Genomic DNA, 23,297 nt, shown 5'->3' with positions numbered 1-23,297 from the left:
AGCACTGACTATCTAGTCAGTGCTTTTTCTTTACGCGTTTTTTCGCATTCCGCGTACCATATTTAAAATTGGACGGTAACTTTGATGTACAAGACCAATTTTTTCAACGATAATTTCAATTGTAATAAGCAAAATTCCTATAACAAGAACAGAGGCCCACATATCCACTTTTGATAAGATAATGGCTGCTAGACCAAAAACGGCGCTCATTGCATAAATAATGAGTACTGTTTGACGATGGCTATAGCCGACTCTTATTAAACAGTGGTGAAGATGGGATTTATCCGGTGCTGATAATGGCTGCTTTTTCACAATACGACGCACAATTGCGAAAAATGTATCAGAAATTGGTACACCGAGAACAATAATTGGAAGGATAAAAGATATTACCGTTACTCCTTTAAAACCAAGAAGAGATAAAACGGAAATAATATATCCTAAAAATAAGGCTCCTGTATCCCCCATAAAAATCTTAGCTGGGTGGAAATTGTACAGTAAAAAGCCTAATGTACTTCCAAGGGTAATAACACCCATTGTTACAACAAATGGATCATTCATCATAATAGCCACACCAGAGACAGTAATTAAACAAATAGATGAGACACCTGCAGCCAGCCCATCTAGTCCGTCAATCAAGTTTATGGCGTTTGTAATTCCTACAATCCATAAGATTGTGATTGGAATACTTAGAAACCCAAAGTGGAGCATTCCATCAAACGGGAGGTTTATGGATACAACTTTTACATCTCCATAAATAACAACAACAGCCGCTGCTAAAAGCTGGCCCGCTAACTTATATTTTGCAGATAGCTCAATAATATCATCTAAAACCCCTGTGATAATGATGATGATACTTCCTAAAACAATCGGCCAAGCAAATTTATTATCTGGTTGCATAATCAAAAAGCCGATGATAAAGCTAAAGAATATTGCTAATCCTCCCAAACGAGGCATAATGCGCTGATGAACTTTTCGTTTATTTGGTTTATCTGTAGCCCCTACGACGAAAGCTAACTTCTTTACAAGAGGTGTTAGTAAAATCGAAGAGATAAAACAGATAAACAAGGTCAAGTACAACATGTAGACCCTCCTCAGGCTTATCTTAACCAAATCAATTCTTAATCAATACTTAACATCTTCAATTGGTTAGTATTACAAGACACTTTTTTGTCTTTTTATGCAGGTTTTGTAACTTCTTTGTAGCTACAGAGCATTTTTGACCAATAAAAAGGTCTAACAATGAAGATTTTCAGTTACCAAAAGGATTATACCACATAGAATCTATGACTTAAATAAGATTTTTAGCTCTAAAAATTTAAAAATTCTATGACATTATAAAACTAACGTAACTAAAATCCTTTTTAATTAGACTTTTGGATCTTACCGCTGTTTTTATAGGAATTTATTCTCTCTACAAAACTATAATCTTTTTCTCTTAATCTGTCAAAATTCTATCTTTTTTTTCTGAATAATAGAATCATAATAAAGCTCACTTAGATCATCATTTTTACAGCTATTCTTGCCGAAGACATTTTTTCATAAAAAATAACCGAAGAAAATCTCCGGCTATTTTATCACTTTGCGCTTCATTTTATTAAAGAAAGAAGAAATCTCAGGGATTTTAGTAACTGCACCAGCTAACAACACAGTGATGACAAAAAGGATTCCTCCTATAATAAGACGTCCTATGCTGTTTTCAATAGGTAATCCCCACCCTATAAGAACTGTAACAACTGTAAGCAACAGAAGAAAAATCCAAATAGAACCGCTTAATAGAGAGCTGCGTATACTAAGCCCTAGTTTCCCTTTTCCAACAATAATAAGAGCCATAAATTGAACAAATGCACTGATAGTTGTTGCTAAAGCAACACCACTAGCTCCCATGCTTTCCATAAACAGATAGATAAGGCTAACGTTGATTACAAAAACAGCAATAATCCCACTTACTACCGGGAAGAATGGACGCTCTAAAGCATAGAAAAAGCGCGTCACATAAACATTTGCTCCATGTGCGAACATTCCAATAACAAACCATTTCAAAAGCGTTGCTGTAAGCATTGTAGAATCTTCTGTGAAAGAACCATATTGAAATACAGCTTCAATAATTTCATGGGCATATACATAAACAAAAATTGTAGCCCCTCCAATGCATAAAAGAAGCGCTTTTAGTCCTTTTTCATACATCAGATTGACACCTTCACTATTTCCTTTAGATGCTTCACCTGCAAGTTTTGGATAAATAACGGTTGTAACAGCTGTCATTAGAACTACTTGTGGTAGCTGAACAAGCTTTGAAGCATAGTTTAAAGCTGCAATGACCCCTTCGTTTAAATCAGAAGCAAACATACGCTGAATTAAAAAATAAAACTGTAGTGTTGCTCCTCCTAACAAAATGGGAACCATCATTCTAAAAAACCGTTGGACATACGCTCCTTCTTTCATACTTAAGCGAAAGCGGAATGTCATGATATTATACTTTTTAATTTCAATAGCTAACAAAATACACATTACAATTGCGCCTGCAAGAGCTCCTACATTGTACGCATCGATCCCAAGGAAAGGGTACAGAATAAGTACGAGTACAACAAAACCAGCATTGTTAGCTAATGTTGAACATGCTGGCATAAAGAACCGATTATAAATATTTAGAATTCCTGTTAGCCACATTGACAACACAAGAAAAAGAGATGACGGAGCCATCCATCTAAATAGGTAAACAGTTGTCTCTTCCGTTTTTGCAGAAAGGCCTGGAAAAAGAACCTGTACAATTGGGCCTGCAAAAACAACAAGTAAAAGAGACAAAAAAGCCATACCAATACATGTATAAGTAAACAGCACTTCTTGAAATTGACGCTTGTCGTCTTCTTTAGTCATCTTTTTATAAATGCTAATAAAAGCCGTTGTAATAGCTCCTCCTAACACAGTATAAAGGAACATTGGAATCGTATAGGCTAATATAATAGAATCAGCCTTATCTGATGTTCCAAATTGATATCCGATAACTGCTTCCCTAAAAAAACCAAAAAAACGGGAAAGAATATTGAGTAGAGCCACAACGCCTATTACAGCTAAAAGCGATTTTTTTGACATACCCTTAGTTCTTTCCCTTCACATTCTCATCTATAAATGATTCAATCAGTGAGAGAATGTTATTTTTCCCACTATAAAAAGGCTGTGGTGTAAAGTGAGTAGCTCTTTGAAGGACCTCTTCAAAATTATCTTCATCTGTCCAAGGAATAAGGTGACCTGTTCTTGAAAATTGATTAACAATCTCAAGCTGATGATCATCATTATGCTCACCATATTTAATAAGCCGAGGAGCTGCAATTAATGTCTTTCCTTTTTTAAGACCTGATGTAATTGATCCTGTGCCACCATGCGTAATAATGACTCTTGCTTCATCGTACAAGCGATCCATTTCATCATAGCTTGTAAAATCGATAAGCTTCATATGTTTTGAATTAAATGGTGTATGTCCGACTTGAACAATAACATCCTCTTGAATTAACCCTGCTTCTATTGCTTCTTCAACAGCTTCTAGAAGCCTTGTGAAAGGGAGCTCATGAGTTCCTAAGACAACTAAAATCAATAGATTGAACCTCCATGCACTGCTTTTGGATAATGTACTTTCATCGTTTCCCACTGCACAATAAACAAATCAGCAATCGGATAAACAAGACGTCCTGATATTGTTGGAGTCGTTGTTTTTGCGAAGCTTTCTATAAAGATAACTTTCTTTCCGAATAGCTTTGCGATATAGCACATTGGAACAGCTGTATGAGCTCCTGTTGTTACGATAACATCAGGCTTTTCTCTTAAGAATAGATACAGCGATTTGAAGCAGTTATAAGTGAACTTAAATAAGTATCGAAACAAATAGTTACGAGCCCCATATACAAGAAAGGACATTTTATATTCCTTTTGAAGGGCTTCTGTAATAACAGAGCGTTCTGTAATAATATGATAATCATATTTTTGAAACAGTGGTTTTAACTGTAAGAGCTGTGTTAAATGTCCACCAACAGAAGCAATAAATAAAACTTTCTTTTGTTTGTTTTTCTTTCTTCCCATTTTCTACCCTCCAAGAGGAGAATAAACGTTGATTACTTTCCGTATTAACGTTTGTTGATCATTCTCTTGTGCTCTTTTCTCGCCATTTGAAATCAATTGTTCTCTAGAAGAAACATCAGTCAACACTTTATTCATTCCTTCAAAAAGCGATGAAACATTTTGCGGCTCTACTAATATACCGCTGTCTTCATTTAATAAATAACGCAGACCACCTACATTTGTGCCCACAACAGGCGTATGACAGCTCATTGCTTCTAACGCAACAAGACCAAACCCTTCAATATGAGATGGCAATACAAAGGCATCTGCAGCACTCATCCATAATGCAACCTCCTGTTGTGCTCGAGGTTCCAAGATATCTACATTCCCTACATTATGATCTTTAATGTAAGCTTCCAATTCTTCTCTAAAACGAACATCTTTTGTTGCTCCCATTAAAATGAGACGTTTATTATCCTTTGGAAGTTTCTCATAAGCTTGAACAAGATCCATTAGTCCCTTTTGCTTAATCAAATTGCCCACAAACAAGAAAATATGCTCATTCTGCAACAAATCTAACTTCTCTCGAGCTACTCCTTGGTCTGTAGGTTTGAATACTTCTCGATTCACGCCCATATTAATAATAGAGAGCTTTTCTTTTGGGACATGAAAGCTTTCATGAATCTCTTCATAAAGCTCATTTCCAACTGCAATCACATGATCTGCTTCTCTTAATATCTTTGCCGTCCACTTACGAATACGCGGAGATTTTTTCGCCATTTTATCAATATCTCCACCATGAGCTGTTATAATCATTCTACATTTAAATAATTTCTTATATAAAAGGGCTAACATCCCTGTTGGAAATACGTAATGAGCATGAACAGCATCATAAGAACGCCCTTTTGTAAGCAAGTTACCTGCTGTTTGGAGCGCCCATTTCCCATACTTTTTCAATACATTTGCTTTTCCCATATTTGGGTTTTGAACTGCTACTACGTCTACTTCTAGTCCCTGTTCTCTTAATGCGTTCACTTGGTTTTTAACAAAAATGCCAAATGTTAAAGCCTCTTTACTTGGGTACATATTACTTAATACTAGTAATTTTTTCGGTTTCATTTTCGTATCACCGCACTGTATTATTTTCTCGCTAACTTTTCTAACCCTTTTGCAGCACGCTGTGCGAAAGTTTCAGAAAGATCTTCATAAGCACACTGTGTCTCATCCCACTGTCTTGTCATTGCTTGTACTTTTTGCAGAAAAGTATCTTTTTCTTGTAAAGCTCCAATCTCTACAAAATATTCTTCCTTGCCAAGCGCTTGAAGAAAGTGCTCCACCTTATGATGATAACCAACGCCAAGCACAGGTGTACTTGCCACAACTGACAAAATTAAAGAATGAAGTCTAGTCCCGATAATTAAGTCTTGCTCTGCACAAAGCTTAACAATTTCGTCTGGGTGCAAGTTTTCATCTTCAAGATGGACAAACTGTTTATATGTCATCATATCATAAATCTCTCTTGTAACCTCAACATCTTGAGGGTACTTCGTTGAGAAAAATGTGACAATGGCGCCCTTTTTTTCAATAAGTTCATCTAGATTTTGAGCCATACCTTTTACATATGCCTCATATTTACTGTCATCTCGCTGTGGCCAATATTGTTTACTAAAGTAAGGAACAGCTGTAACAGCTACTTTTTTAAGCTCATTTGTTTTACTTCTTTTGCGAACTGGTTCAATAGCAAAGGCAGGGTCTCCGATAATGTCAATCTCTTTTCGGATTCCAATGTCCTTTAATAACTCTTTAGACTTTATATCTCTTACTGAGATAGAGTCTGCTTTATTTGCTAATGTTTTAATAAAAAACTTTCCTGCCTTTGTTGTAATAGGGCCAGCTCCTACTCCATAAATCACTACCTTACACTTAGCATAGTATCCGAGTAAACCGAGCGTACTATAAAGAGGCGCATCTCTTTTATACATATCCATTAAGAGACCACCGCCGCCAATAATAAGTAAGTCAAGGTCTTTCATAATTTTAAAACTTTGCTTGACAGTATGAAGGACAGAGAGAATAAAGTTACCTTTCTTATGTAAAAGAGGAACTGCCTTGATGTTGTAACGAGACTCTGTATTGCTTGGATTGTTACTAAAAATGACAATTTCACCTTTACGAATACCTAATGTATTTAACTGTGTTAAGATGCCTGACAAAATGGCCTCATCTCCATTATTGTCATGCCCGTAATTTCCAATAATACCTACTCTCATCATGTGTGCACCTATTATCCGACTTTCTGTTGTATTTATAATAAAATGTTGTTTTTAGCTGAAATTCGTCAACTTTTTTATTATACTACTCTTACTAAAAGGATTAAACCTTTGATACCATAATTTTTGTCGAAACTCGGACAATGAGATGGTCTTATTAAAATACGAAAAAAGAGAAGGATTTCTCCTTCTCTTTTTCTATTATAAGCTGTAGTAATTCTTAATTCCTAAGTAGATTGCTTCTGCAAAAAGATTGCGATAGTAATCAGATTTAAACTTAGCGGCATCTTCTGAATTTGTAAGAAAACCTAATTCAACAAGAACACTCGGCATATCTGTATTACGCACAACATAAAAATCGTTATCTTTTGTTCCTCTATCGTTCATTCCAACTAAAGAAACAAACTGTTCTTGAATTTCTTTTGCTAGAACTGCACTTTCTGATCCATTAGTATTTTGAGATGTATCATAGTACACTTCAGAGCCATTTGCAGAAGGTGCTGAAGGCGCTGAGTTTGCATGAACACTTACAAACATATCTGCATATTTGCTTTGCGCAAGGTCTGTGCGGTCTTTAAGCTCTGGATATGTTGCTGCATCAGTTCTTGTCATAATAACTGTTGCTCCAGCAGCTTCAAGCTTTTTCTGAACACGTTGTGCCACATCTAACACAAGTTCTTTTTCAACAACTCCATTACCGCTAGCACCTGGATCTTTTCCACCATGACCTGCATCAAGCACAATCACTCGGTTTGCTACAGAGCTTCCTTGCTCATTTTTAAGTTTTAAGTAGAGCTTATGTACATATCCAGTTTGTCCATTATAACGGACTTTTACCCAATAACCCTGTTGGTCCCCAAGATAGTCTACTTTTGTCCCTCTCTTTAAAGAAGCAACAACCCCACTGCTTGTAGATGGACCACTACGCATATTAAGAGAATCAGTTTTTACAATCCCATATGTACTTGTTGTTGCTGGAGGAGTTGTGGATGAATCACCGCTCTCTGCGCTACTAGTGCGATAGCTCGGTTCAATTGTTCTACTTAAGAATACAGAAAACTGAGCACGGTTCACACTGTTATACGGGCCATAGTGGGTACTATCAGTTCCAGTTGTAATTCCGTGTTGATAAAGTTTACTTACATACGGACGAAATTCTTGATTAATCCATACATCGCTAAACGGTTCAACTGTATCATCTTTAACAGAGAGATCATACTCTTGCTCAAAGGTTCTAACAAGAAGTTTACTCATCTGCGCTCTTGTTAATGTTTCCTCCGGTTTAAATGTACCATCATCGTATCCACTGATAATCCCTTTTTGTTTCGCTAAGCTGATCCATCCCGCTGCCCAATGGTCTTTTTTAACATCAGAAAATACATCGTTTGAAACAGTTGGTTCTTTTTCCCCTAAAGCACTTAAGATCATTTTAGCTGCCTGAGCTCTTGTAACTTTGTTATTAGGTAAAAAAGAACCATTGTTATACCCCTCAATAATTCCTTTTGAATGTAAGAAATTAATTTCCTTACTCGCCCAAAAACCACTTGAAACATCGTTAAAATTTGCTGCTGCATGTGCCTCTCTTGCGTTGCCTCCAAGAACAGACGGAAGCGGCGCAGAAGCTAGTAAAAAACCTGCTGCTGCACAAGAAACAACTTTCTTCCACATAAAAAAAATAGCTCCTTTCATTTTTGGTATAGCAGCGCAAAGCAACAGCTGCTCTGCTCACCTAAAAATACTAATATTTACTCATTTTTATAAGTTGTGACTCATTTGCCAATTATATCAAATTTTGTCGTAAATTCAATGTATGATAATAGATTGATAACTTAATAATCCCTTGACTAGCAAGGGATTAATCTATATAAACATCTAAATATTTTATTTTCTTTACAAATCAAAAACCACTTCTACATTCCTATTTCTTTATACCTAAATTAAGGGATAATAAGGGAACAAGAAGGAAAATAGGCATATCCCTTCCCTAGACAAATTTCCGCAATATTCGACAATCTTTATTTTATCATTTTATGGTTTAATTTCCATTTGCTCTTATACCTAACTTTTTGCATTTTTCAGGAAGTTTTTCTAGCTATTTGTGAGGAGTTTTGGTGAAAAAGGGAGATTTGACGCATACTAAAAGGTGGAATGAATTAATTTTACGGTATGTAAAAATTCATTCCACCTTTTTTCTTTTATCATTAATGTGTCCATATGTTCATTCCTTTGACAAGTGAGCCTATGCTATTTTAAATGCTTGCAAGCTGCTCTTGTTTTTCTAATAGTTTTGATACTTTATCTGCTACAGCTGAAATGTCTTCTCCTTCAACAACAACGTAAGTTTCTTGTGTTTTCTTAGCTGTTAATATAAAAGGAACAAGTTTTGTTAACTCTACAACATTACAAATCTCTAAATCTTTGTAGAAGAAAATTTTGCATCCATGTGTTTTCGTAAGCTTGTACAAATACGTTATTTCCTTAAGAGTTAACCGACTTCCTGCTAGATTAAATGAAACGATGTTTGACATTTTAACTGCACTCCTTATTTAAATAGTTAATTTTTGTAATTCTATTGTTTCATATATATACTGGTTTTGAAACCGGGTTATTTTGTCATAGAGACACTTTTATTGTTGAATAAGGATTTATCTTTCTACTTATTAAATACCCTTATTTTTATTTTGTAAACGTTAGCATTCACTCTTTTTGCGAGCGTACATTTTATAGATAACAAACACAATAATAACAATGCCTGCAATCACAAAAATATACGTCTGAGCCTGTGAGATAATGGAATTAGCCATTTTTAGATTACCTGCTCCCCCTACTAGAATCATTGCTAGTACCCATGGAAAGATACCTAAGAATGTTAGCAATAAAAATGGAAGAAGGCGTATTTTTGAAATTCCAGCTAGATATGAAACATAGTTGCCAACTCCAATTGGTCTTGCAAGCGCAATTGTCCATTGACCACATTTTTGGAACCAGTGCTGACTTTTCTTAAATACTTTTTTATCTTTCCATTTTTGAGATAGCTTATCTTCTAGCTTATAGCCAATTCCATAAGGGATAAGGCTGAATAGTGTATAGCATATGCTCCCTATAGTTGAGATCCAGAATGCATCGAGAAAAGAACTGTTTAGCAAATAACCATAAATAAGTGTGATGAGAGCACCTGGGAATGGTAGAGAAGAAGCCTCAACAGCAAGGCCAGCTAAAAGACCCCATATCCCAAAATCTTTAAGCGTTTCTGTAATAAAATCAATCATACCTTCCGACTCCTTCCCCTTTTGGAAAGAATATAGCCTTTATGATTGATTATTAAACAAGTTAATTAATGGAAAAGAAAAAAAGCGCATCGTGAAGACGCGCTAGGTCATAATTATAAGCGTACTGTTTCATTGTTTGTAATGATAACTAAAACTTTACCTTGATCAAGCTTTTCTTCATACATCTCAGCTTCAGTTTTAGAAAGACCAACCTCGCTTAATTTATGACGAAGCTCGTCCCCTTTTTTGTTAAACAAGTTGCTTGCAGCAGTGCCTAAACCCATTTCTTTAATGCCGATTGTATTTGCATCTGCATTATTAGCAACACGGTTTGTTCGTTCGTCATCATGTGATAATACGTAGATGTCTTTTGCATCTACTCCTTGGACTTGAAGTTTCTTCACATCTTCTTTTAATAACTCATCATTTGTATACTCGCGTACTACTGGTTTCATAATCTTAAATTCCTCCTTTATGAAATGTATAAATACTATTCCACAGAAAAAAAGATTTAAAACATAAAGAGCACATTTCAAAGGAGAAATTTAATAGTTTTATATATTAGGGACTTTGATGAAGTCGTTTGTTTTTTAACGTACGCCCTCCATAATAAAGAACTCCTCCTAGTATGAATGAAAGAATTAGGCCTAGGCTTGTAGCTTTTGATAAAAACTCTTGTTCTTCAATATTTAATACATAAAGCGCGTGTCCGAACAGCTCTGGGCTAGCAGTAAAAGTCGAGCTTCCTGTCATCATTAAAATCATCGGTGTCACAAACATTATAAATATATAAAGCAAAGATGCTGAAACACTTACTAATAAAGTGTTTAGGAATATTTTCATGCTCTTCCTCCTTAAAAAAAGGTTAATAATACCATTTTAACACAAGTCGCTATATAAATGTAAATTAATCCCTTTTATAAGGTATCTTTAATCCCTACTTTTAGCAGTATTTTACACAATGAAGAGGAATTAAATGCTCTATAAACATAAAATAAAAGCACTTTTTCAGTGCTTTTATTTTACCTTTATAGTGACATTTGATAATAATTCACCATTATCACTGCTAATAGTGCCTACAATACCTACTGTTTCAGCCTTCTTATTATTTGTAGAAGAACCCAAAGTTAAAATCACTTTATTCCTCTCACCCTCTACTTTTACAGGATGACTTCCTTCAACAGAAAAATCTTCCTTTGTAATGGACGTTTTTTCAACAGGTTTTGAGAAAGTTAATAAAACTTGTTCTTCATTTTCTGTTGCTTCATTAACTTCAAAATCTTCCTCCCCGCTCTCTCCTACTTCAAGAGCTCGATATACGAAAGAAGCAAACTGTGCTCGTGTAACTGCTTCACTTGGACGATACAAGCCATCATCAACTCGCGTTACTCCATTTTGAACAAGTGTTAGCACATATTTACGCATATTGCTTGGTACATAATCAAGATCTTGAAGATTATTAGGGTACGCAGTGCTCGGTTGTAAGCTTAGTGCTTCAACTAATACTTTCGCCATTTGCTGTCTTGTAATCGGCTTATTAGGCATCATTTTACCGTTAGATCCTGTCATAATTCCTTTATGATAAAGCTCGCTTGCAGCTAAAACAAGTTCTTGATCTTTATAGTCAGCTGGGACATCGCTGAATACAGATTCTTTCTTGCCTTCTCCATCAAGAAGACGAGAGAATATTTTCGCTACTTGCCCTCTTGTAATCTCTTGATATGGTCGATATGTTCCATCAGAAAATCCTTTAATAATGCCTCTCTCTGTTAAAGAAGTAATAGCTTCATAGTGATCAGAATCTTCTGAAACATCTTTAAATGAAGATGCATGTGCAACAGGAGCAACAATGCTTGCTATTACAGCTGCTGAAAGAGTTCCAACCAGAATTTTACGCGAAGTCTTCCCCATAAAAAAACCTCCATCTCTTTTTCTAGTTTCTAAAAAAAATGTCATATTATTGAATATACTCTCTTATCCTATCATAATTTGTTTCTTTGCTACATCCTCTTTTCTAACTAGAAAACAAAAAGTCACCAAAAGGCGACTTTTATTAAAGAGTAAAGTAATTTTCCGTAAAATATGGGACTCCTTCATTATTTATTGAAACACCAACTCCTAAATACGTCCAACGTTGATCAAGAATATTCGTACGATGACTTTTAGAATTCATCAATGCTTCGTGGGCAAAGATGCTGTTTTGCTGTCCCATAGCTATATTTTCTCCCGCAATAGAATAGTCTATATGGTCTTCTGCGATTCGATCAAAAGGCGTTTTGCCATTTTGGTTTTTATGACTAAAATAATCATTGTCAGCCATATCTAAACTATGATGCTGAGCTGTTTTAGCTATTTGGTCATTCCATACAAGAGGAAGAAGGCCATGTTTTACTCTTGTAGCATTAATAAGATCGAACATTTGCCATTTGAATCCTTCCTCTAACATTTGAGATGGATTACCATAGTAGCCTTCCTTTTCTTCTTCAGCACGTTTTGTAATGACTTGAACAGCCGTTACTTTTTGTCCATCTAGATTATCATAGAAAAATGTTACATAATATCCATCTAGCTCATACGTATCATATTCTTCATCTTCAACAGAATAGTTACTTCCATTTTTCTGGATAGTTTCAAGTGGAGAACCATATGCCTCTCTCACTTCATCAACAGTAGAGCCTGACTTTATCCCTTTGGTTGTTTCGAATACATCTTGGTTTGTATAAAGGGCAGCGACTTTTTCATCTTGATAACCAACCATAAAAAAATGATTGTAATTTTGATGATATGTGTTCCACTCTATTCCATAATCATTTGACGATTTTCTCATGGGGTCTCCGAGTTTTTGAAGAACAGATTCTTTGTTTTCTCCAATGAATATAGAATGAATTGTCACTAATGGCTTATTGTCTTGTTTTTCTACTTTCATGTCTTTATTAGAAGAAACTGTATTTACTTTCCCACTGTCTATTTTATTTTTATCTTGCTGTACTTCTGTTGTCCCTTTATCTATTACCTTATCTTCGTTCGAAATACTTTCTTTCTTTTCGTTAACCTCTCCCACACCATCTACTCTTTTATCAGTAGTTGCTGCTTCTGTTTGGGGTCCAATTATATTGTCAACGGCTGCTGCATACTCTGTTAACTTCATATTTGAAAGATCATTCTCTGAAAAAGGAGTCATATTGAATAAAAAGAAAAGGGCAACACTTGCACCAAATAATTTATTCATACTCTAGACACTTCCTTTATTAAAGGGGAATATCCTATCCCTTAAAAAACTTCTCTATGTGTTAACGTACAACACATACAAAAAGTTACACTGTATTAAACATTCTCCTTATTTCCTCACAAAACAGTCTCTCTACTGTCATACAATATAAAAAAGCTGCTAGAAAGATCTAGCAGCTTTTTATGGCTACTGAAACAGTAGCTTTAGGTTGTGAAAACCTCGATTGGTAGACTTAATATTAGTATGAAAAGAAAAAGATATCAACCAGTAATTTAAGCCATATATATAAAAAACAAGCCATTAGACTCTGTATAATAATGGAATGTAATCTTAATTAATTATTTTATTTCCAAATATAAACTTTAAGATTATAAAAGGGTTCTTTGTACCTACATATTTTCCAATATAATATTTTAAAGTAATAATAATACATAAATTATAAAATATATGAAATGAATTACGAATAAAAATTGAGTATAATAAAAATTGATAAGATTTTGGTTGGTAAACCATATTTTTGCTCATCTACTCATATAGATGGGCCTTTTTTATGTCCAAAAACTCACATTCTTCCATTTACTTCATTTTATTCCTCTCCTATTATTAAGAAGTATCTCTATATTAAAGGAGCAACAACATGAAAACTAAATATATATGTTGGCTAATTGTATTGTTTTCTTTTATTTTTTCTTTTTCTACCACTGTTAATGCTTCCTCTCTTCTCTACTTTCAAACTGAGGGAGAAGCTACAGCTTTTCTTGTTAAATATCCTGATGCGAAACAAAGTAACAATGTTGTCAAAACAGATCTCTCCAAATCAGAGATTCAAATACTAAAAAAACAAGGGACTATCTTATTTTATGAAAGTGAAAAAAAGAAAGAAGTAAGTGCTGAAACTCCTTCTCTTGTTAATGAACAATGGGGGCTAAAGCTTATTCATGTACCATCAACCTTACGGAAAAACAATAATCTCCTTTTAGACAAAGAAATCCAAGATGTTAATGAAGGAACATCTATAAAATATACAGGACAAACCTTTAAGACAGCTAACAAAGAAACGAAGCTAAAGATAGCATGGGAAAATCAAAAATTATCCCGCTTAAGCATCACACTTGATCATGTTGAGAAAGATTGGTCTGTTAAAGTATATAATGATGGCTCTCTGATTAGTGAACAAAAAGCAGGGCTAAAAAGGGCTGATGTGCTTCTTCCGAAAAAGATAACATATGGAAACATGGTTGTAGTGCTTTCCTCATTTGCAGGATGGAATAATACTCCATCTGTAGAGAACATAACAGCTGTGAACAATGCAAGAATTGCAGTTATTGATTCAGGTATAAATCAACACGAGGATTTCTGCGATAATATCTTAACAAGCCAAGGAAGGAACTATATCTCTTCTTATGATTGGCCTTCAGATAAGCTTGGCCATGGCACTCATATTGTAGGAATCATTGGAGCTTGTGCTTACAATAATAAGGGAATAGATGGAGCTATATTAAATGGAGCTGTAGATATTATTCCATTTAAAGTTCTTGATGATTTCGGGAATGGAAGTGACTTTGAAATTAGTCAAGCTATTGAAGATGCCGTAAAGAAAGATGTTGATGTTATTAACCTTAGTCTTGCTGGTAGTGGTGAAACTACTATATTACGTGAATCGATTCAAAATGCTCTTTCTCATGATATTGCTGTTGTAGCTGCAGCTGGAAATCAAAACAAAGATATTAGCACCATTTTCCCTGCTTCGTATCCTGGGGTAATTGCCGTTACAGGAATTACAAAAACTAGGACACCATTAGAAAACAGCAATAAAGGATGGGGAATTGATATAAGTGCTCCAGGAGAGAATATTTACAGTACATATGGCTTGAACGAGTACAAATCATACAGCGGCACTTCTGTTGCAACTCCCTTTGTAAGCAGTGCTGCTGCATTAATTAGAACAGTAAATCCAGACCTAGACTGGCTTTTAGTAAGAGACAAGCTTCTCTCATCAGCAGAGAATTTTTCAACAACCTACGGACTTCTAAATGTTGAAAAGGCTATTAATATGCCAACTTCGTCAGAAAAAGCAGAATTTCTTAATATAAAGAACGGACAATCTCTAACAGAACCTAAAAGTATCGCTCTAGCTTTTACTTCTAATCTTATAAACAAAAAACTTCTTATCACGAAAAATGGAGACATTATAAAGCAACAAAACATCACATCGCAGCTTGTTGATATTACTCTTCCCTTCTTAGATGACGGACTCCCTAACAGCGTAGGGTTATTCGTTGTAGACGAAGAAGGTACGATCTTAACTAAAAATAAACGAACCTTAACTTCTCGAGAAAAAAAGATGATTCCACAAGATTTAGACGGTGCAGTATGGGCGAAAAAGGAAATTCAGATAGGTCTTGAACAAGGATGGATTAGAGGATATAATAATAGATTTTTCAAGCCAAATGATTCTCTCACAAGAAGGCATGGTGTTATGATGATCTCTCGTTTTCTTTCATTAGAACCTAAATCAATCGACACCCCGTTTAATGATGTCGTTCTAGAACAAAGCGGAGGACTCGCTGTTCTAAGCGCCTATCAGCATGGTGTTGTAAAAGGTTATGATCATAAATTCAAGCCAGAAAACACCCTTACAAGAGCACAGATGGCCCTTATTCTAGATCGCTCACTGTCTTTGTCAGAGAAAAGCGCTTTTACTTTTGAAGATGTCCCTTCTTCCAATTTTTGCTTTGATGCAGTAAGTCGTTTAACCAAAGCTGGCATCATTACGAAACAAGACAAATTTAGACCATATGAACCAATTACACGTGCTCAATTTTCGGCTATGTTATATCGTGCTTCAAAACTGTAAAAGAGAAGACTTCATCGTCTTCTCTTTTCCTTCTATTTTTTTATTAATATCATTCATATTTTTAATGGGGAAGAGAAAGATTTTACCAAAAATATGTCTTTTTATGCTAATATATTGAATTAAGAGAATATTCTTTTATATCATTTTTAAGGTTCTTCTAAAGATTAATACCTCCTTTATGAAAGGTGTGATCACCAATGAATAAAGTATTAATTATTGTTCCTGCTTATAACGAGGAAGAAGCAATTTCAAATACGCTCTATTCATTACTTCATCTTAAGAATGAACATCCTAGCTTAGACATTTGTGTTATTAATGACGGTTCCAAAGATCAAACTTCAAAGATTGTAAAACGCTTCAAAGACGTTATACTCATTGATCTTCCCTACAATCTTGGAATTGGAGGAGCTGTTCAAACTGGTTATCAATATGCATATCGTCATAACTACGATATTGCGATTCAGTTTGATGCAGATGGACAACACGATGTAGATTCACTTCAAAGACTTATCCACCCCCTTCAAAAAGATGAAGCAGATATGGTTGTAGGCTCAAGATTTCTGAAAAAGACAGACTATAAAGGCGCTTTTTCAAGAAGAGTTGGGATTTATTACTTTACTTTGCTGCTTCGGTCACTAGCTGGACAAACATTCACAGACCCTACTTCAGGCTATCGAGCTATTAACCACAAAGTCATCAAAATATTTGCTAATACGTACCCAAAAGACTATCCAGAACCAGAGGTATTAATCCATCTCTCTCGTAAAGGACTTCGCATTCAAGAAATTACAGTTAATATGACGAATCGTCAAGGAGGACAATCCTCTATTACTCCTTTTAAATCTATTTATTACATGTTCAAAGTAACGCTATCTATTGTTATTCAACGAATTGTAAAGGAGTGACACCATGAAAATCACCATTATCTCTCTCATTATTGTAATTGGAATCTTTATATTTGTTATTGAGTCTGTAAGAAGAGGGATTCTTGAAACAAAGTACTCAATCATTTGGATTTTAACATGCTTAGGAATTGGTATTTTGAGTGCCAACTCTTCCCTTATCAATAAGATTGCTGATGTGCTTAACGTATACTATGCTCCATCAATCCTTTTTTTGTTTGGAATGCTTTTTCTTATTATTGTGATCTTTGACTTAACCCGAAGAATTTCTAAAATGAATCAGCAGCTTGTTACATTAACACAAGAATATGCCATCTTAAAACAAAAATATGAAGAAAAAGGACAACACCAACAGTGATTTATATTCTAATACTCTTAAATATTCTAATGCTCGTAACAGGACAAATTCTCTGGAAAGTAGCTGTAGCTAACGTTGATGCTTGGACTTTGCAAAAAGCTATTTCCGTTCTTCTTTCTCCATTCTTTATTGGTGGAGGAATTCTTTACGTTTTAGCTACTGGCTTATGGCTTGTTATCTTATCAAAGCTCCCTTTAAGCATAGCTTATCCCTTTCAAAGCATAAGCTATGTACTTGGAGCTATCGCTGCTTTTCTTATTTTTAAAGAAACCGTTACAGCTCAACAATGGTTTGGTATTTTTGTCATTATTATAGGCGTTTATTTCATAGCCCGATAATATTACTCAGTGAAACCTTGGAGGAAAATTTAACATGATGAAACTTGTAAAATTTCACACAGCTTTTCTACTACTGCTTCTTCTCTATTTAGTTTTTAACCTTTTCCTTCTGTTCACACATCCAGGCCTTGTGTTTAACAGGCCTGATATTTTTGGAGAACCGATTTCTACGTACGGTTCACGAGATGCTTCCCTGTATGCAAAAATGGCTTGGCAACTTATTCATGAAGGATTTTACGGATACAACGCAACTGTTTCAAATGCTTATGTAACATATGGGCACCCTCTTTATCTTGTAGCTATCTTTAAAGTTGCAGAACTTTTTAATACAAATCATATTATGCTCTATCGATTATCCAATATGATATTAAACATTGGTGCCTTCATCCTTATTTATGTAATTGCTCAAAAACTTTTTCACCGTCGTGTTGTTAGCTTTATTGCGGCTTTCTTATTTGCAATACATCCAGCACCAACTCACTACTTTCAAACAGCGCTAACAGAAACACCAACAATCTTTTTATTTCTATTAACAACCTTTATTTTTATTATTGCCCTTCAAAAAGAAGAATACCGCTATCATATTTTATTTGGAATCGTGGCTTCTATTCTCCTGATGTTTAGAGCTTCACCAGCTCTCTTACTTTGGCTCGCATGGGGTATTGTTGTATATCGAAATGGATTTAAAAAAGGGGTTAGGATTGGCTTAATATGGTGTATTGGACCTATTCTAATTATGGCCCCATGGGCGATTCGAAACTATGTAATGTTTGATCATATGTATCTTTTTTCATCACATGGTTCAAACCCACTCATTGCTGGAACTAATCCTTTTTACCTTGATGATTTTTCCCTATACGTACAGCAAGCAAAAGAGCTTGGAATGAGCACTGAAGAATTTTCCTTACATAAAATTCTAACTGGTCTACAAGATAATTTTCCACTTTACTTCTCATGGCTTACAATTGGAAAAACAACGTGGCTTTTTGTCGATCAAGCAGGGAACCCTGATGGACTTGGTGCATATGCTCACCTTTTACCAAACTGGATTGAAAAGCTTTCTAAATATCAAAACTTGCTCACAGTTGCAGCCGGATTTCTCTTTGCACTCATTTACTGTAAAAGAAAACCTGTCTTGTGCTTAGTTCTTTCTATTATTATTTATATTTGTTTCTCTAATGTCTTCCTTACTCTGCCACGCTATGGATTACTTATTTACCCTTTCCTCTGTATGCTAACTGGCTATGGACTCGTAGACATTGGCACAAAAGTGATCAAACGTCTAAAAGAGCGAAAAGTAAAAATGAAAGAAACTTCTGCTAAATATTAAAAAAACGTGTAGAGAAACTTCTCTACACGTTTTTTGCTACCTCTTGTGGAGGCGATGATTTTTCTTTTTGACTTTTAGCTTTCTTACTTTCAACAAACAAACTAAATCCATAACTTCCTATAATAATGAAAGATGGGATAATGAAGAAACGGTAACGTGTTTGAATTTCAATAAGAAAATGAATAAAAACATATCCAATAACAAGCAATAAAAATAGGGATTGATTCATATTACTCTTTCGAATAAGACTGTATAATAAGCCAAGAATACTACCAATAGCAATTGTCATGTACATGATTCGTTCACCAACATAAAAAATGTTATGAATAAATGATTGCCCTTGATAGCCAACACTCCACTTGATTGATGCATCTAAATCTCCCCACATTTTTTCGGATTTATTCCACATCAAATCAATTACAGCATCTTTATCTTCTAATCTTTCTTTAATAAGCTCTTTTTCAGCTTCTGTTCGCTCTTTCCCTAGCGTATATTGAGTCATAAAATTACTGTCTTCTGTTGAATACTGGCCAACTGTCTCATGGTTAAATCCAAGCACAAACTTCCACATTGGGTTGCGGTTTGATAACGGATAATCTGTTACACCAGCTGTCATAAAGGCAAAACTTACACCATAATGAAGAAGATAAAAAACAGCAACAATCCCAATAAATTTCTTAGCCACTGTCTTTTTCCGATCTTTCTTACTACTTATAAACTGTAAGAACATATAGCAAAATAATGCAACTAAAATAAATGCTCCAAGTGGACGCATAATATCTCCAAGTGAAAGAAGAATCCCAATAAAGAACCAACTGCTTTTGTGGTCTACTCCATTTTTCACGAGTAAATAAAATCCAGCATAAAATAAGATAATTGCAATATATTGATTTGTTAATACAGAGGTCATAAAAATACTTGGTAAGTATAATGTATAAAAGACACCTGCTACTCTACCTGCAGCCTCATTAAAAACATGCGTACCTATTTTATAAACCAAAAAGACGGTTCCAACTCCATATACGACATTTAGAAGTTTAAGTACAAATGCTCCTCCATCAAAAATGGATAAAACAAGAGCTTGATACATTGTAAAACCAATTTGGTACACCCATGATAAGAAGTATGGCGTTTGACTAAATGAGAAGTCTCCCTTACTCGCATCCACAGCAGCCGTATACAACACATTAAAATCAGATTGAATTGGTGTGTCTACAACAAGAATCCATATAAAGCGCAGTAAAAAAGCAACGCTTAACATTACAATTAAAAATGTCTTCTGACTTAACTTTTTTACATAGGAAGAAATTAAAAAGATAATCAACCCATAGATAATAATGCCCATTGCTATCACTAGAGTAGCTGTATTACTTGAAAAATTTAACTGTCCTACTTTTAGAAATTGAGATGTTGCTTCCCATGAAAAAACAAAGATGGCTCCAAAAATAACTAAAGTAAGTAGAACGAGAAATTTGTTAAAAAGACCACTAACAGCATTCATATTGAAATTCGACATATCGTATATACTCCTTACTTAATTGCTTGAAGCGCTATACACTTCATAAATAAAAAAGTTCACTTTCAACGCTTGTACTGTCTTAAGTGAACTTTTTAATTCTACTTTTCAATATGCTTAATTATACTGTATTCCGTTTTTGAAAACTAGATAGAAAAGGCTTAGTCTTCTCTAATGTCCGTACACTTTACAAGAGAAAAAGCCCTCTTCTTTCTATCAGCTTCTTCTTCCTTTACTCTACTGCGCTCTCTTCTTTATTCTTAAAAATAAAGTACTTACTTGCGATATAATTAACAAGAATAACAACAATGTTTGCTAAAATTTTAGCAATAATATCATCGATGGAAAGCCAGCTAACACATATAATCATAATAGCAAGATCTAATACGTATGAAAGTCCTCTAAAAAAGAAAAATGAAAGAAGTTCTCTAAACATAATACTAGTAGTAAGAGTTTTGCTCTTAAATACATAAAGCTTGTTTGTGACAAAAGCAAATAGAACAGATACAATCCAAGCAACCGTTGTGGCCCATCTAAAGTCTACAGAGAAGCCCTTTGTAAGTAAAATATATAAAGCAATGTTCACTACTGTTGTGAGAACTCCAAAAACAAGATAACTAATCATCTCTTTTGTTCGGCTGTTCATCCTTAAATCCCCTTAGATTCATAATAACGTTCTTTTTTCTCAAACATCACTTTCTCATTGTTATATTCATCAACAAAATAAAGTGGACGACGTTTCGTCTCAGTGAATATTTTTCCTAAATACTCTCCGATAATCCCTAAAGAAATAAGCTGAATTCCTCCTAGGAATAACATAACTGTCATAAGGGACGGATACCCTTGAACCATTTCCCCAACAACCAAGGTCTTTATAATAATAAAAATCATGTATATAAATGCACAAAGTGAAATAGTAAAACCAAAGTAAGTTGATAAGCGAAGCGGAGCTGTTGTAAAGGACGTAATACCTTCAATGGCTAAATCCATAAGCTTTTTATAATTCCATTTTGTCTCACCAGCCGCTCTTGGATTACGGTCAAATAAAATTTCCTTCTTATTATAACCGATCCAGCTGAACATTCCTTTTGTATAACGCTGTGTTTCACGTAGTGTACGAAGAGCCTCGATACAACGACGATCAAGCAAACGAAAATCTCCTGTGTTTTCTTGAACAGGAATCTTGGTGATTTTTTGAAGCACGCGGTAGAATGTTTTAGCTGTCCACTTTTTCATCCACGTTTCTCCTGCTCTGCTTCTTCGTTTTGCAAAAACGTCATCATAACCTTGCTCCCAATATTTAATCATCTCAGGAATAAGTTCTGGCGGGTCTTGAAGGTCAGCATCAATAATAATAACCGCATCCCCTTTAGCATAATCAAATCCTGCCATCATACCAATTTCTTTTCCAAAGTTTCTCGATAAATCAACATATGAAATGCGATGATCTGTTTCACGCATTTCTTTAATAATTTCTAACGTTCTATCTTTACTTCCATCATTGATAAACAAAAGTTCAAAATCATAGTTTGGAATAGCTTCAATCACAAACGTCAACTTCTCATATAGCTGCTCCAACACATCTTCTTCATTATAGGCTGGAATCATAATTGAAATAGTCTTCAATGATTTTTCTCCTTTCTATTAAACCTATGTTGGTGCCTATCTATACAAAATAGTCCATCCAACAAAAAAGTTCACTTGCGTCTAAAAAATAGAGCAAAAGTGAACCGAATTCTAAATTTTCTGTCACTTAATTATAACTTATCTTGTTTTTTTTCACTAGTAACACAGTGAAAATCATACATAGTTTAAGATTACTCCTCATCCTCCCTTCCTCTCCCTATCACTTAGCAATTTAGTATGATAAAAGAATGTAACAAATCCTAATGAAGCGATGATAGCTAGTGTTGGATTGATAAAAAACCGATATTTAGTTTGTACTTCAACGAGAAGATGAGCAAGAACATAGCCAAGAATAAGAATAAGGAAAAAAGCTTTCCTTTTGTCTATCTCTGTTCGAAAAGAAAGGAGTAAATAGGCTATCCCTCCAAAGAGTAAAAGAAGAAACATCATTCGTTCTGAGGCATAGAGTACTTTATGAATGTCTTGAGCAGATTCCTTTTGATGTCCCATGCTCCAGAAAATAGACTCATCTCGTATTCCCCACATGTTGTTAAACTTCTTCCCAAGTAAAACAGCCACCTCACTCTTATCTTCTAAGCGCTCTTTAATAAGCTTCTTTTCCACTTCATTACGTTCTGTACCTAATGAATAACGAGCAACATATTCTGCATCCTCTACTGAATATTGACCTTCTGTTTCATGATTAAATCCAAGAACAAATTTCCAGAGTGGATTGCGGTTAGAAAGAGGATATTCTGTAATTCCCCATGCAATGAAAGAAGCACTTATAAGGTAGTGAACAAAGTAAAATACCACAAATATCCCAATAAACTTTTTTACTACTCTTTCTTTATGTATCCTACCCTTCTTGAGAAAAGCTAAAAACATGTAGCAAGAAACAGCAAGTAAAATAAATGTCCCGAGCGGCCTCATGATATCTCCTAAAGCTAATAAAGCCCCAATAAAGATCCAGTTCCATTTATGATTAATGCCGTTCTTAATAAGAAGATAGAAAGCCCAGTAAAAGAAAAAGATAGCAATGTACTGATTTGTTAAAACGGAGGTCATTACAATAGCTGGGATGTAAAAGGCATAAAAGATTCCCGCTATTCTCCCTGCAAGTTCATTAAATAGAAGCGAGGCAATCTTATAAGTAAAGAAAACTGTGCCCACTCCATATAACACATTAAAAAATTTGATACTAGATGTTCCTTCACCAAATAAGAAAAGCAAAAACGATTCATATGCCGTAAACCCAAGTTGGTATGGCCAAGAATAGAAATATTCTCGCTGAATCGGTAACCAATCACCATAAAAAATTCCAACTGCACCATTATACATAGCTCTAAAGTCCGTTGCAGGTGGTGTATTAATAGTTAAGATCCATACAAGACGCACTGAAAAAGCTAAAGCTATAAGCAAAAATAAAAAAGTACGATTCTCTAGCTTCCTGATATAGTAACTTACTAAAAACACCAGTCCTCCTAATATAATAAGAAGAAACAATACAAGAACAAAGGTGCCTAAATTTGAAAATTTTAATTGTTCCTCA

The 23,297-nt window shown here is 34.7% G+C and carries 22 protein-coding genes; 5 read left to right on the top strand and 17 right to left on the bottom strand.

Annotated features, from left to right (window positions below; all coding sequences use genetic code 11):
- Positions 1–30 precede the first annotated feature (30 nt).
- The 13 genes from ACK3CR_RS09505 to ACK3CR_RS09445 form a co-directional block, all read right to left on the bottom strand.
- On the bottom strand, positions 31–1,080 hold the full coding sequence (locus ACK3CR_RS09505) for a glycosyltransferase family 4 protein (protein ID WP_019394862.1): 1,050 nt from the start codon (positions 1,078–1,080) through the stop codon (positions 31–33).
- A gap of 486 nt (positions 1,081–1,566) precedes the next feature.
- Complete coding sequence (gene murJ / locus ACK3CR_RS09500) at positions 1,567–3,090, bottom strand: murein biosynthesis integral membrane protein MurJ (protein ID WP_488975294.1); 1,524 nt, start codon at positions 3,088–3,090, stop codon at positions 1,567–1,569.
- Positions 3,091–3,094: 4 nt separating this feature from the next.
- Positions 3,095–3,589: a PssE/Cps14G family polysaccharide biosynthesis glycosyltransferase gene (pssE, locus tag ACK3CR_RS09495; RefSeq protein WP_243516460.1), complete on the bottom strand. Its 495-nt coding sequence runs from the start codon at positions 3,587–3,589 to the stop codon at positions 3,095–3,097.
- Positions 3,586–4,071 (bottom strand): PssD/Cps14F family polysaccharide biosynthesis glycosyltransferase, encoded by a 486-nt coding sequence (gene pssD, locus ACK3CR_RS09490; protein ID WP_243516458.1) that lies wholly within the window; start codon positions 4,069–4,071, stop codon positions 3,586–3,588. Before pssD ends, pssE begins: the two co-directional genes overlap by 4 nt.
- 3 nt (positions 4,072–4,074) lie before the next feature.
- Positions 4,075–5,169: a glycosyltransferase gene (locus ACK3CR_RS09485; RefSeq protein WP_328122106.1), complete on the bottom strand. Its 1,095-nt coding sequence runs from the start codon at positions 5,167–5,169 to the stop codon at positions 4,075–4,077.
- Between the two features lie 20 nt (positions 5,170–5,189).
- Positions 5,190–6,323, bottom strand: a complete 1,134-nt coding sequence (locus tag ACK3CR_RS09480) for a polysaccharide pyruvyl transferase family protein (RefSeq protein WP_328122105.1) — start codon at positions 6,321–6,323, stop codon at positions 5,190–5,192.
- A 198-nt stretch (positions 6,324–6,521) separates the two neighbouring features.
- Positions 6,522–7,988, bottom strand: a complete 1,467-nt coding sequence (locus ACK3CR_RS09475) for an N-acetylmuramoyl-L-alanine amidase (RefSeq protein WP_243516453.1) — start codon at positions 7,986–7,988, stop codon at positions 6,522–6,524.
- Positions 7,989–8,569: 581 nt separating this feature from the next.
- Entirely contained in the window at positions 8,570–8,848 is a 279-nt protein-coding gene (locus ACK3CR_RS09470; RefSeq protein ID WP_430239880.1) for a hypothetical protein, read from the bottom strand.
- 162 nt (positions 8,849–9,010) lie between these two features.
- Positions 9,011–9,589 carry a DedA family protein gene (locus tag ACK3CR_RS09465; RefSeq protein WP_328122103.1) on the bottom strand — a complete coding sequence of 193 codons (579 nt, stop codon included), beginning with the start codon at positions 9,587–9,589 and terminating at the stop codon, positions 9,011–9,013.
- Between the two features lie 113 nt (positions 9,590–9,702).
- The gene (locus ACK3CR_RS09460; protein WP_243516447.1) at positions 9,703–10,044 is read right to left on the bottom strand and encodes a YflT domain-containing protein; all 342 of its coding nucleotides are present in this window, start codon (positions 10,042–10,044) and stop codon (positions 9,703–9,705) included.
- 106 nt (positions 10,045–10,150) lie between these two features.
- A complete protein-coding gene (locus tag ACK3CR_RS09455; protein WP_328122102.1) occupies positions 10,151–10,432 on the bottom strand; it encodes a hypothetical protein in 282 nt (93 codons plus the stop codon).
- 174 nt (positions 10,433–10,606) lie between these two features.
- Positions 10,607–11,500, bottom strand: coding sequence for an S-layer homology domain-containing protein (locus ACK3CR_RS09450; RefSeq protein ID WP_488975293.1), 894 nt, complete (start codon positions 11,498–11,500; stop codon positions 10,607–10,609).
- 142 nt (positions 11,501–11,642) lie between these two features.
- Positions 11,643–12,818 (bottom strand): CAP domain-containing protein, encoded by a 1,176-nt coding sequence (locus ACK3CR_RS09445; protein ID WP_328122100.1) that lies wholly within the window; start codon positions 12,816–12,818, stop codon positions 11,643–11,645.
- A 637-nt stretch (positions 12,819–13,455) separates the two neighbouring features.
- Between ACK3CR_RS09445 and ACK3CR_RS09440 the strand changes: the two genes are divergently transcribed.
- The 5 genes from ACK3CR_RS09440 (at position 13,456) to ACK3CR_RS09420 (ending at position 18,603) form a co-directional block, all read left to right on the top strand.
- Positions 13,456–15,675 (top strand): S8 family peptidase, encoded by a 2,220-nt coding sequence (locus ACK3CR_RS09440; protein ID WP_488975292.1) that lies wholly within the window; start codon positions 13,456–13,458, stop codon positions 15,673–15,675.
- A 197-nt stretch (positions 15,676–15,872) separates the two neighbouring features.
- Positions 15,873–16,580: a glycosyltransferase family 2 protein gene (locus ACK3CR_RS09435; RefSeq protein WP_488975290.1), complete on the top strand. Its 708-nt coding sequence runs from the start codon at positions 15,873–15,875 to the stop codon at positions 16,578–16,580.
- A gap of 4 nt (positions 16,581–16,584) precedes the next feature.
- Positions 16,585–16,935, top strand: a complete 351-nt coding sequence (locus ACK3CR_RS09430) for a DUF2304 domain-containing protein (protein WP_019394847.1) — start codon at positions 16,585–16,587, stop codon at positions 16,933–16,935.
- A complete protein-coding gene (locus ACK3CR_RS09425) occupies positions 16,932–17,273 on the top strand; it encodes an EamA family transporter (protein ID WP_019394846.1) in 342 nt (113 codons plus the stop codon). Before ACK3CR_RS09430 ends, ACK3CR_RS09425 begins: the two co-directional genes overlap by 4 nt.
- Positions 17,274–17,307: 34 nt before the next feature.
- A complete protein-coding gene (locus ACK3CR_RS09420) occupies positions 17,308–18,603 on the top strand; it encodes an ArnT family glycosyltransferase (RefSeq protein WP_488975289.1) in 1,296 nt (431 codons plus the stop codon).
- A gap of 22 nt (positions 18,604–18,625) precedes the next feature.
- Here ACK3CR_RS09420 and ACK3CR_RS09415 read toward each other — a convergent pair whose 3' ends face one another.
- From ACK3CR_RS09415 to ACK3CR_RS09400, 4 genes are all read right to left on the bottom strand, one after another.
- Positions 18,626–20,119 (bottom strand): ArnT family glycosyltransferase, encoded by a 1,494-nt coding sequence (locus tag ACK3CR_RS09415; protein ID WP_328122096.1) that lies wholly within the window; start codon positions 20,117–20,119, stop codon positions 18,626–18,628.
- 232 nt (positions 20,120–20,351) lie between these two features.
- Positions 20,352–20,765 carry a GtrA family protein gene (locus ACK3CR_RS09410; RefSeq protein ID WP_243516428.1) on the bottom strand — a complete coding sequence of 138 codons (414 nt, stop codon included), beginning with the start codon at positions 20,763–20,765 and terminating at the stop codon, positions 20,352–20,354.
- A 2-nt stretch (positions 20,766–20,767) separates the two neighbouring features.
- On the bottom strand, positions 20,768–21,745 hold the full coding sequence (locus ACK3CR_RS09405) for a glycosyltransferase family 2 protein (RefSeq protein ID WP_243516426.1): 978 nt from the start codon (positions 21,743–21,745) through the stop codon (positions 20,768–20,770).
- A gap of 198 nt (positions 21,746–21,943) precedes the next feature.
- Complete coding sequence (locus ACK3CR_RS09400) at positions 21,944–23,221, bottom strand: ArnT family glycosyltransferase (RefSeq protein WP_488975288.1); 1,278 nt, start codon at positions 23,219–23,221, stop codon at positions 21,944–21,946.
- Between the last annotated feature and the right edge of the window lie 76 nt (positions 23,222–23,297).

Source organism: Priestia sp. TRM10 (assembly GCF_057808375.1).
This window is presented reverse-complemented; position numbering and strand designations above follow the sequence as displayed.

Excerpts from the sequence above, each read along its gene's own strand:
- ACK3CR_RS09480 (WP_328122105.1), bottom strand. The coding sequence starts at position 6,323 with ATGATGAGAGTAGGTATTATTGGAAATTACGGGCATGACAATAATGGA.
- ACK3CR_RS09430 (WP_019394847.1), top strand. The coding sequence starts at position 16,585 with ATGAAAATCACCATTATCTCTCTCATTATTGTAATTGGAATCTTTATA.
- ACK3CR_RS09445 (WP_328122100.1), bottom strand. The coding sequence starts at position 12,818 with ATGAATAAATTATTTGGTGCAAGTGTTGCCCTTTTCTTTTTATTCAAT.
- ACK3CR_RS09440 (WP_488975292.1), top strand. The coding sequence starts at position 13,456 with ATGAAAACTAAATATATATGTTGGCTAATTGTATTGTTTTCTTTTATT.
- pssD (WP_243516458.1), bottom strand. The coding sequence starts at position 4,071 with ATGGGAAGAAAGAAAAACAAACAAAAGAAAGTTTTATTTATTGCTTCT.
- ACK3CR_RS09505 (WP_019394862.1), bottom strand. The coding sequence starts at position 1,080 with ATGTTGTACTTGACCTTGTTTATCTGTTTTATCTCTTCGATTTTACTA.
- ACK3CR_RS09435 (WP_488975290.1), top strand. The coding sequence starts at position 15,873 with ATGAATAAAGTATTAATTATTGTTCCTGCTTATAACGAGGAAGAAGCA.
- ACK3CR_RS09455 (WP_328122102.1), bottom strand. The coding sequence starts at position 10,432 with ATGAAAATATTCCTAAACACTTTATTAGTAAGTGTTTCAGCATCTTTG.
- ACK3CR_RS09470 (WP_430239880.1), bottom strand. The coding sequence starts at position 8,848 with ATGTCAAACATCGTTTCATTTAATCTAGCAGGAAGTCGGTTAACTCTT.
- ACK3CR_RS09420 (WP_488975289.1), top strand. The coding sequence starts at position 17,308 with ATGATGAAACTTGTAAAATTTCACACAGCTTTTCTACTACTGCTTCTT.
- murJ (WP_488975294.1), bottom strand. The coding sequence starts at position 3,090 with ATGTCAAAAAAATCGCTTTTAGCTGTAATAGGCGTTGTGGCTCTACTC.
- ACK3CR_RS09460 (WP_243516447.1), bottom strand. The coding sequence starts at position 10,044 with ATGAAACCAGTAGTACGCGAGTATACAAATGATGAGTTATTAAAAGAA.
- ACK3CR_RS09485 (WP_328122106.1), bottom strand. The coding sequence starts at position 5,169 with ATGAAACCGAAAAAATTACTAGTATTAAGTAATATGTACCCAAGTAAA.
- ACK3CR_RS09450 (WP_488975293.1), bottom strand. The coding sequence starts at position 11,500 with ATGGGGAAGACTTCGCGTAAAATTCTGGTTGGAACTCTTTCAGCAGCT.
- ACK3CR_RS09415 (WP_328122096.1), bottom strand. The coding sequence starts at position 20,119 with ATGTCGAATTTCAATATGAATGCTGTTAGTGGTCTTTTTAACAAATTT.
- ACK3CR_RS09475 (WP_243516453.1), bottom strand. The coding sequence starts at position 7,988 with ATGTGGAAGAAAGTTGTTTCTTGTGCAGCAGCAGGTTTTTTACTAGCT.
- ACK3CR_RS09410 (WP_243516428.1), bottom strand. The coding sequence starts at position 20,765 with ATGAACAGCCGAACAAAAGAGATGATTAGTTATCTTGTTTTTGGAGTT.
- ACK3CR_RS09465 (WP_328122103.1), bottom strand. The coding sequence starts at position 9,589 with ATGATTGATTTTATTACAGAAACGCTTAAAGATTTTGGGATATGGGGT.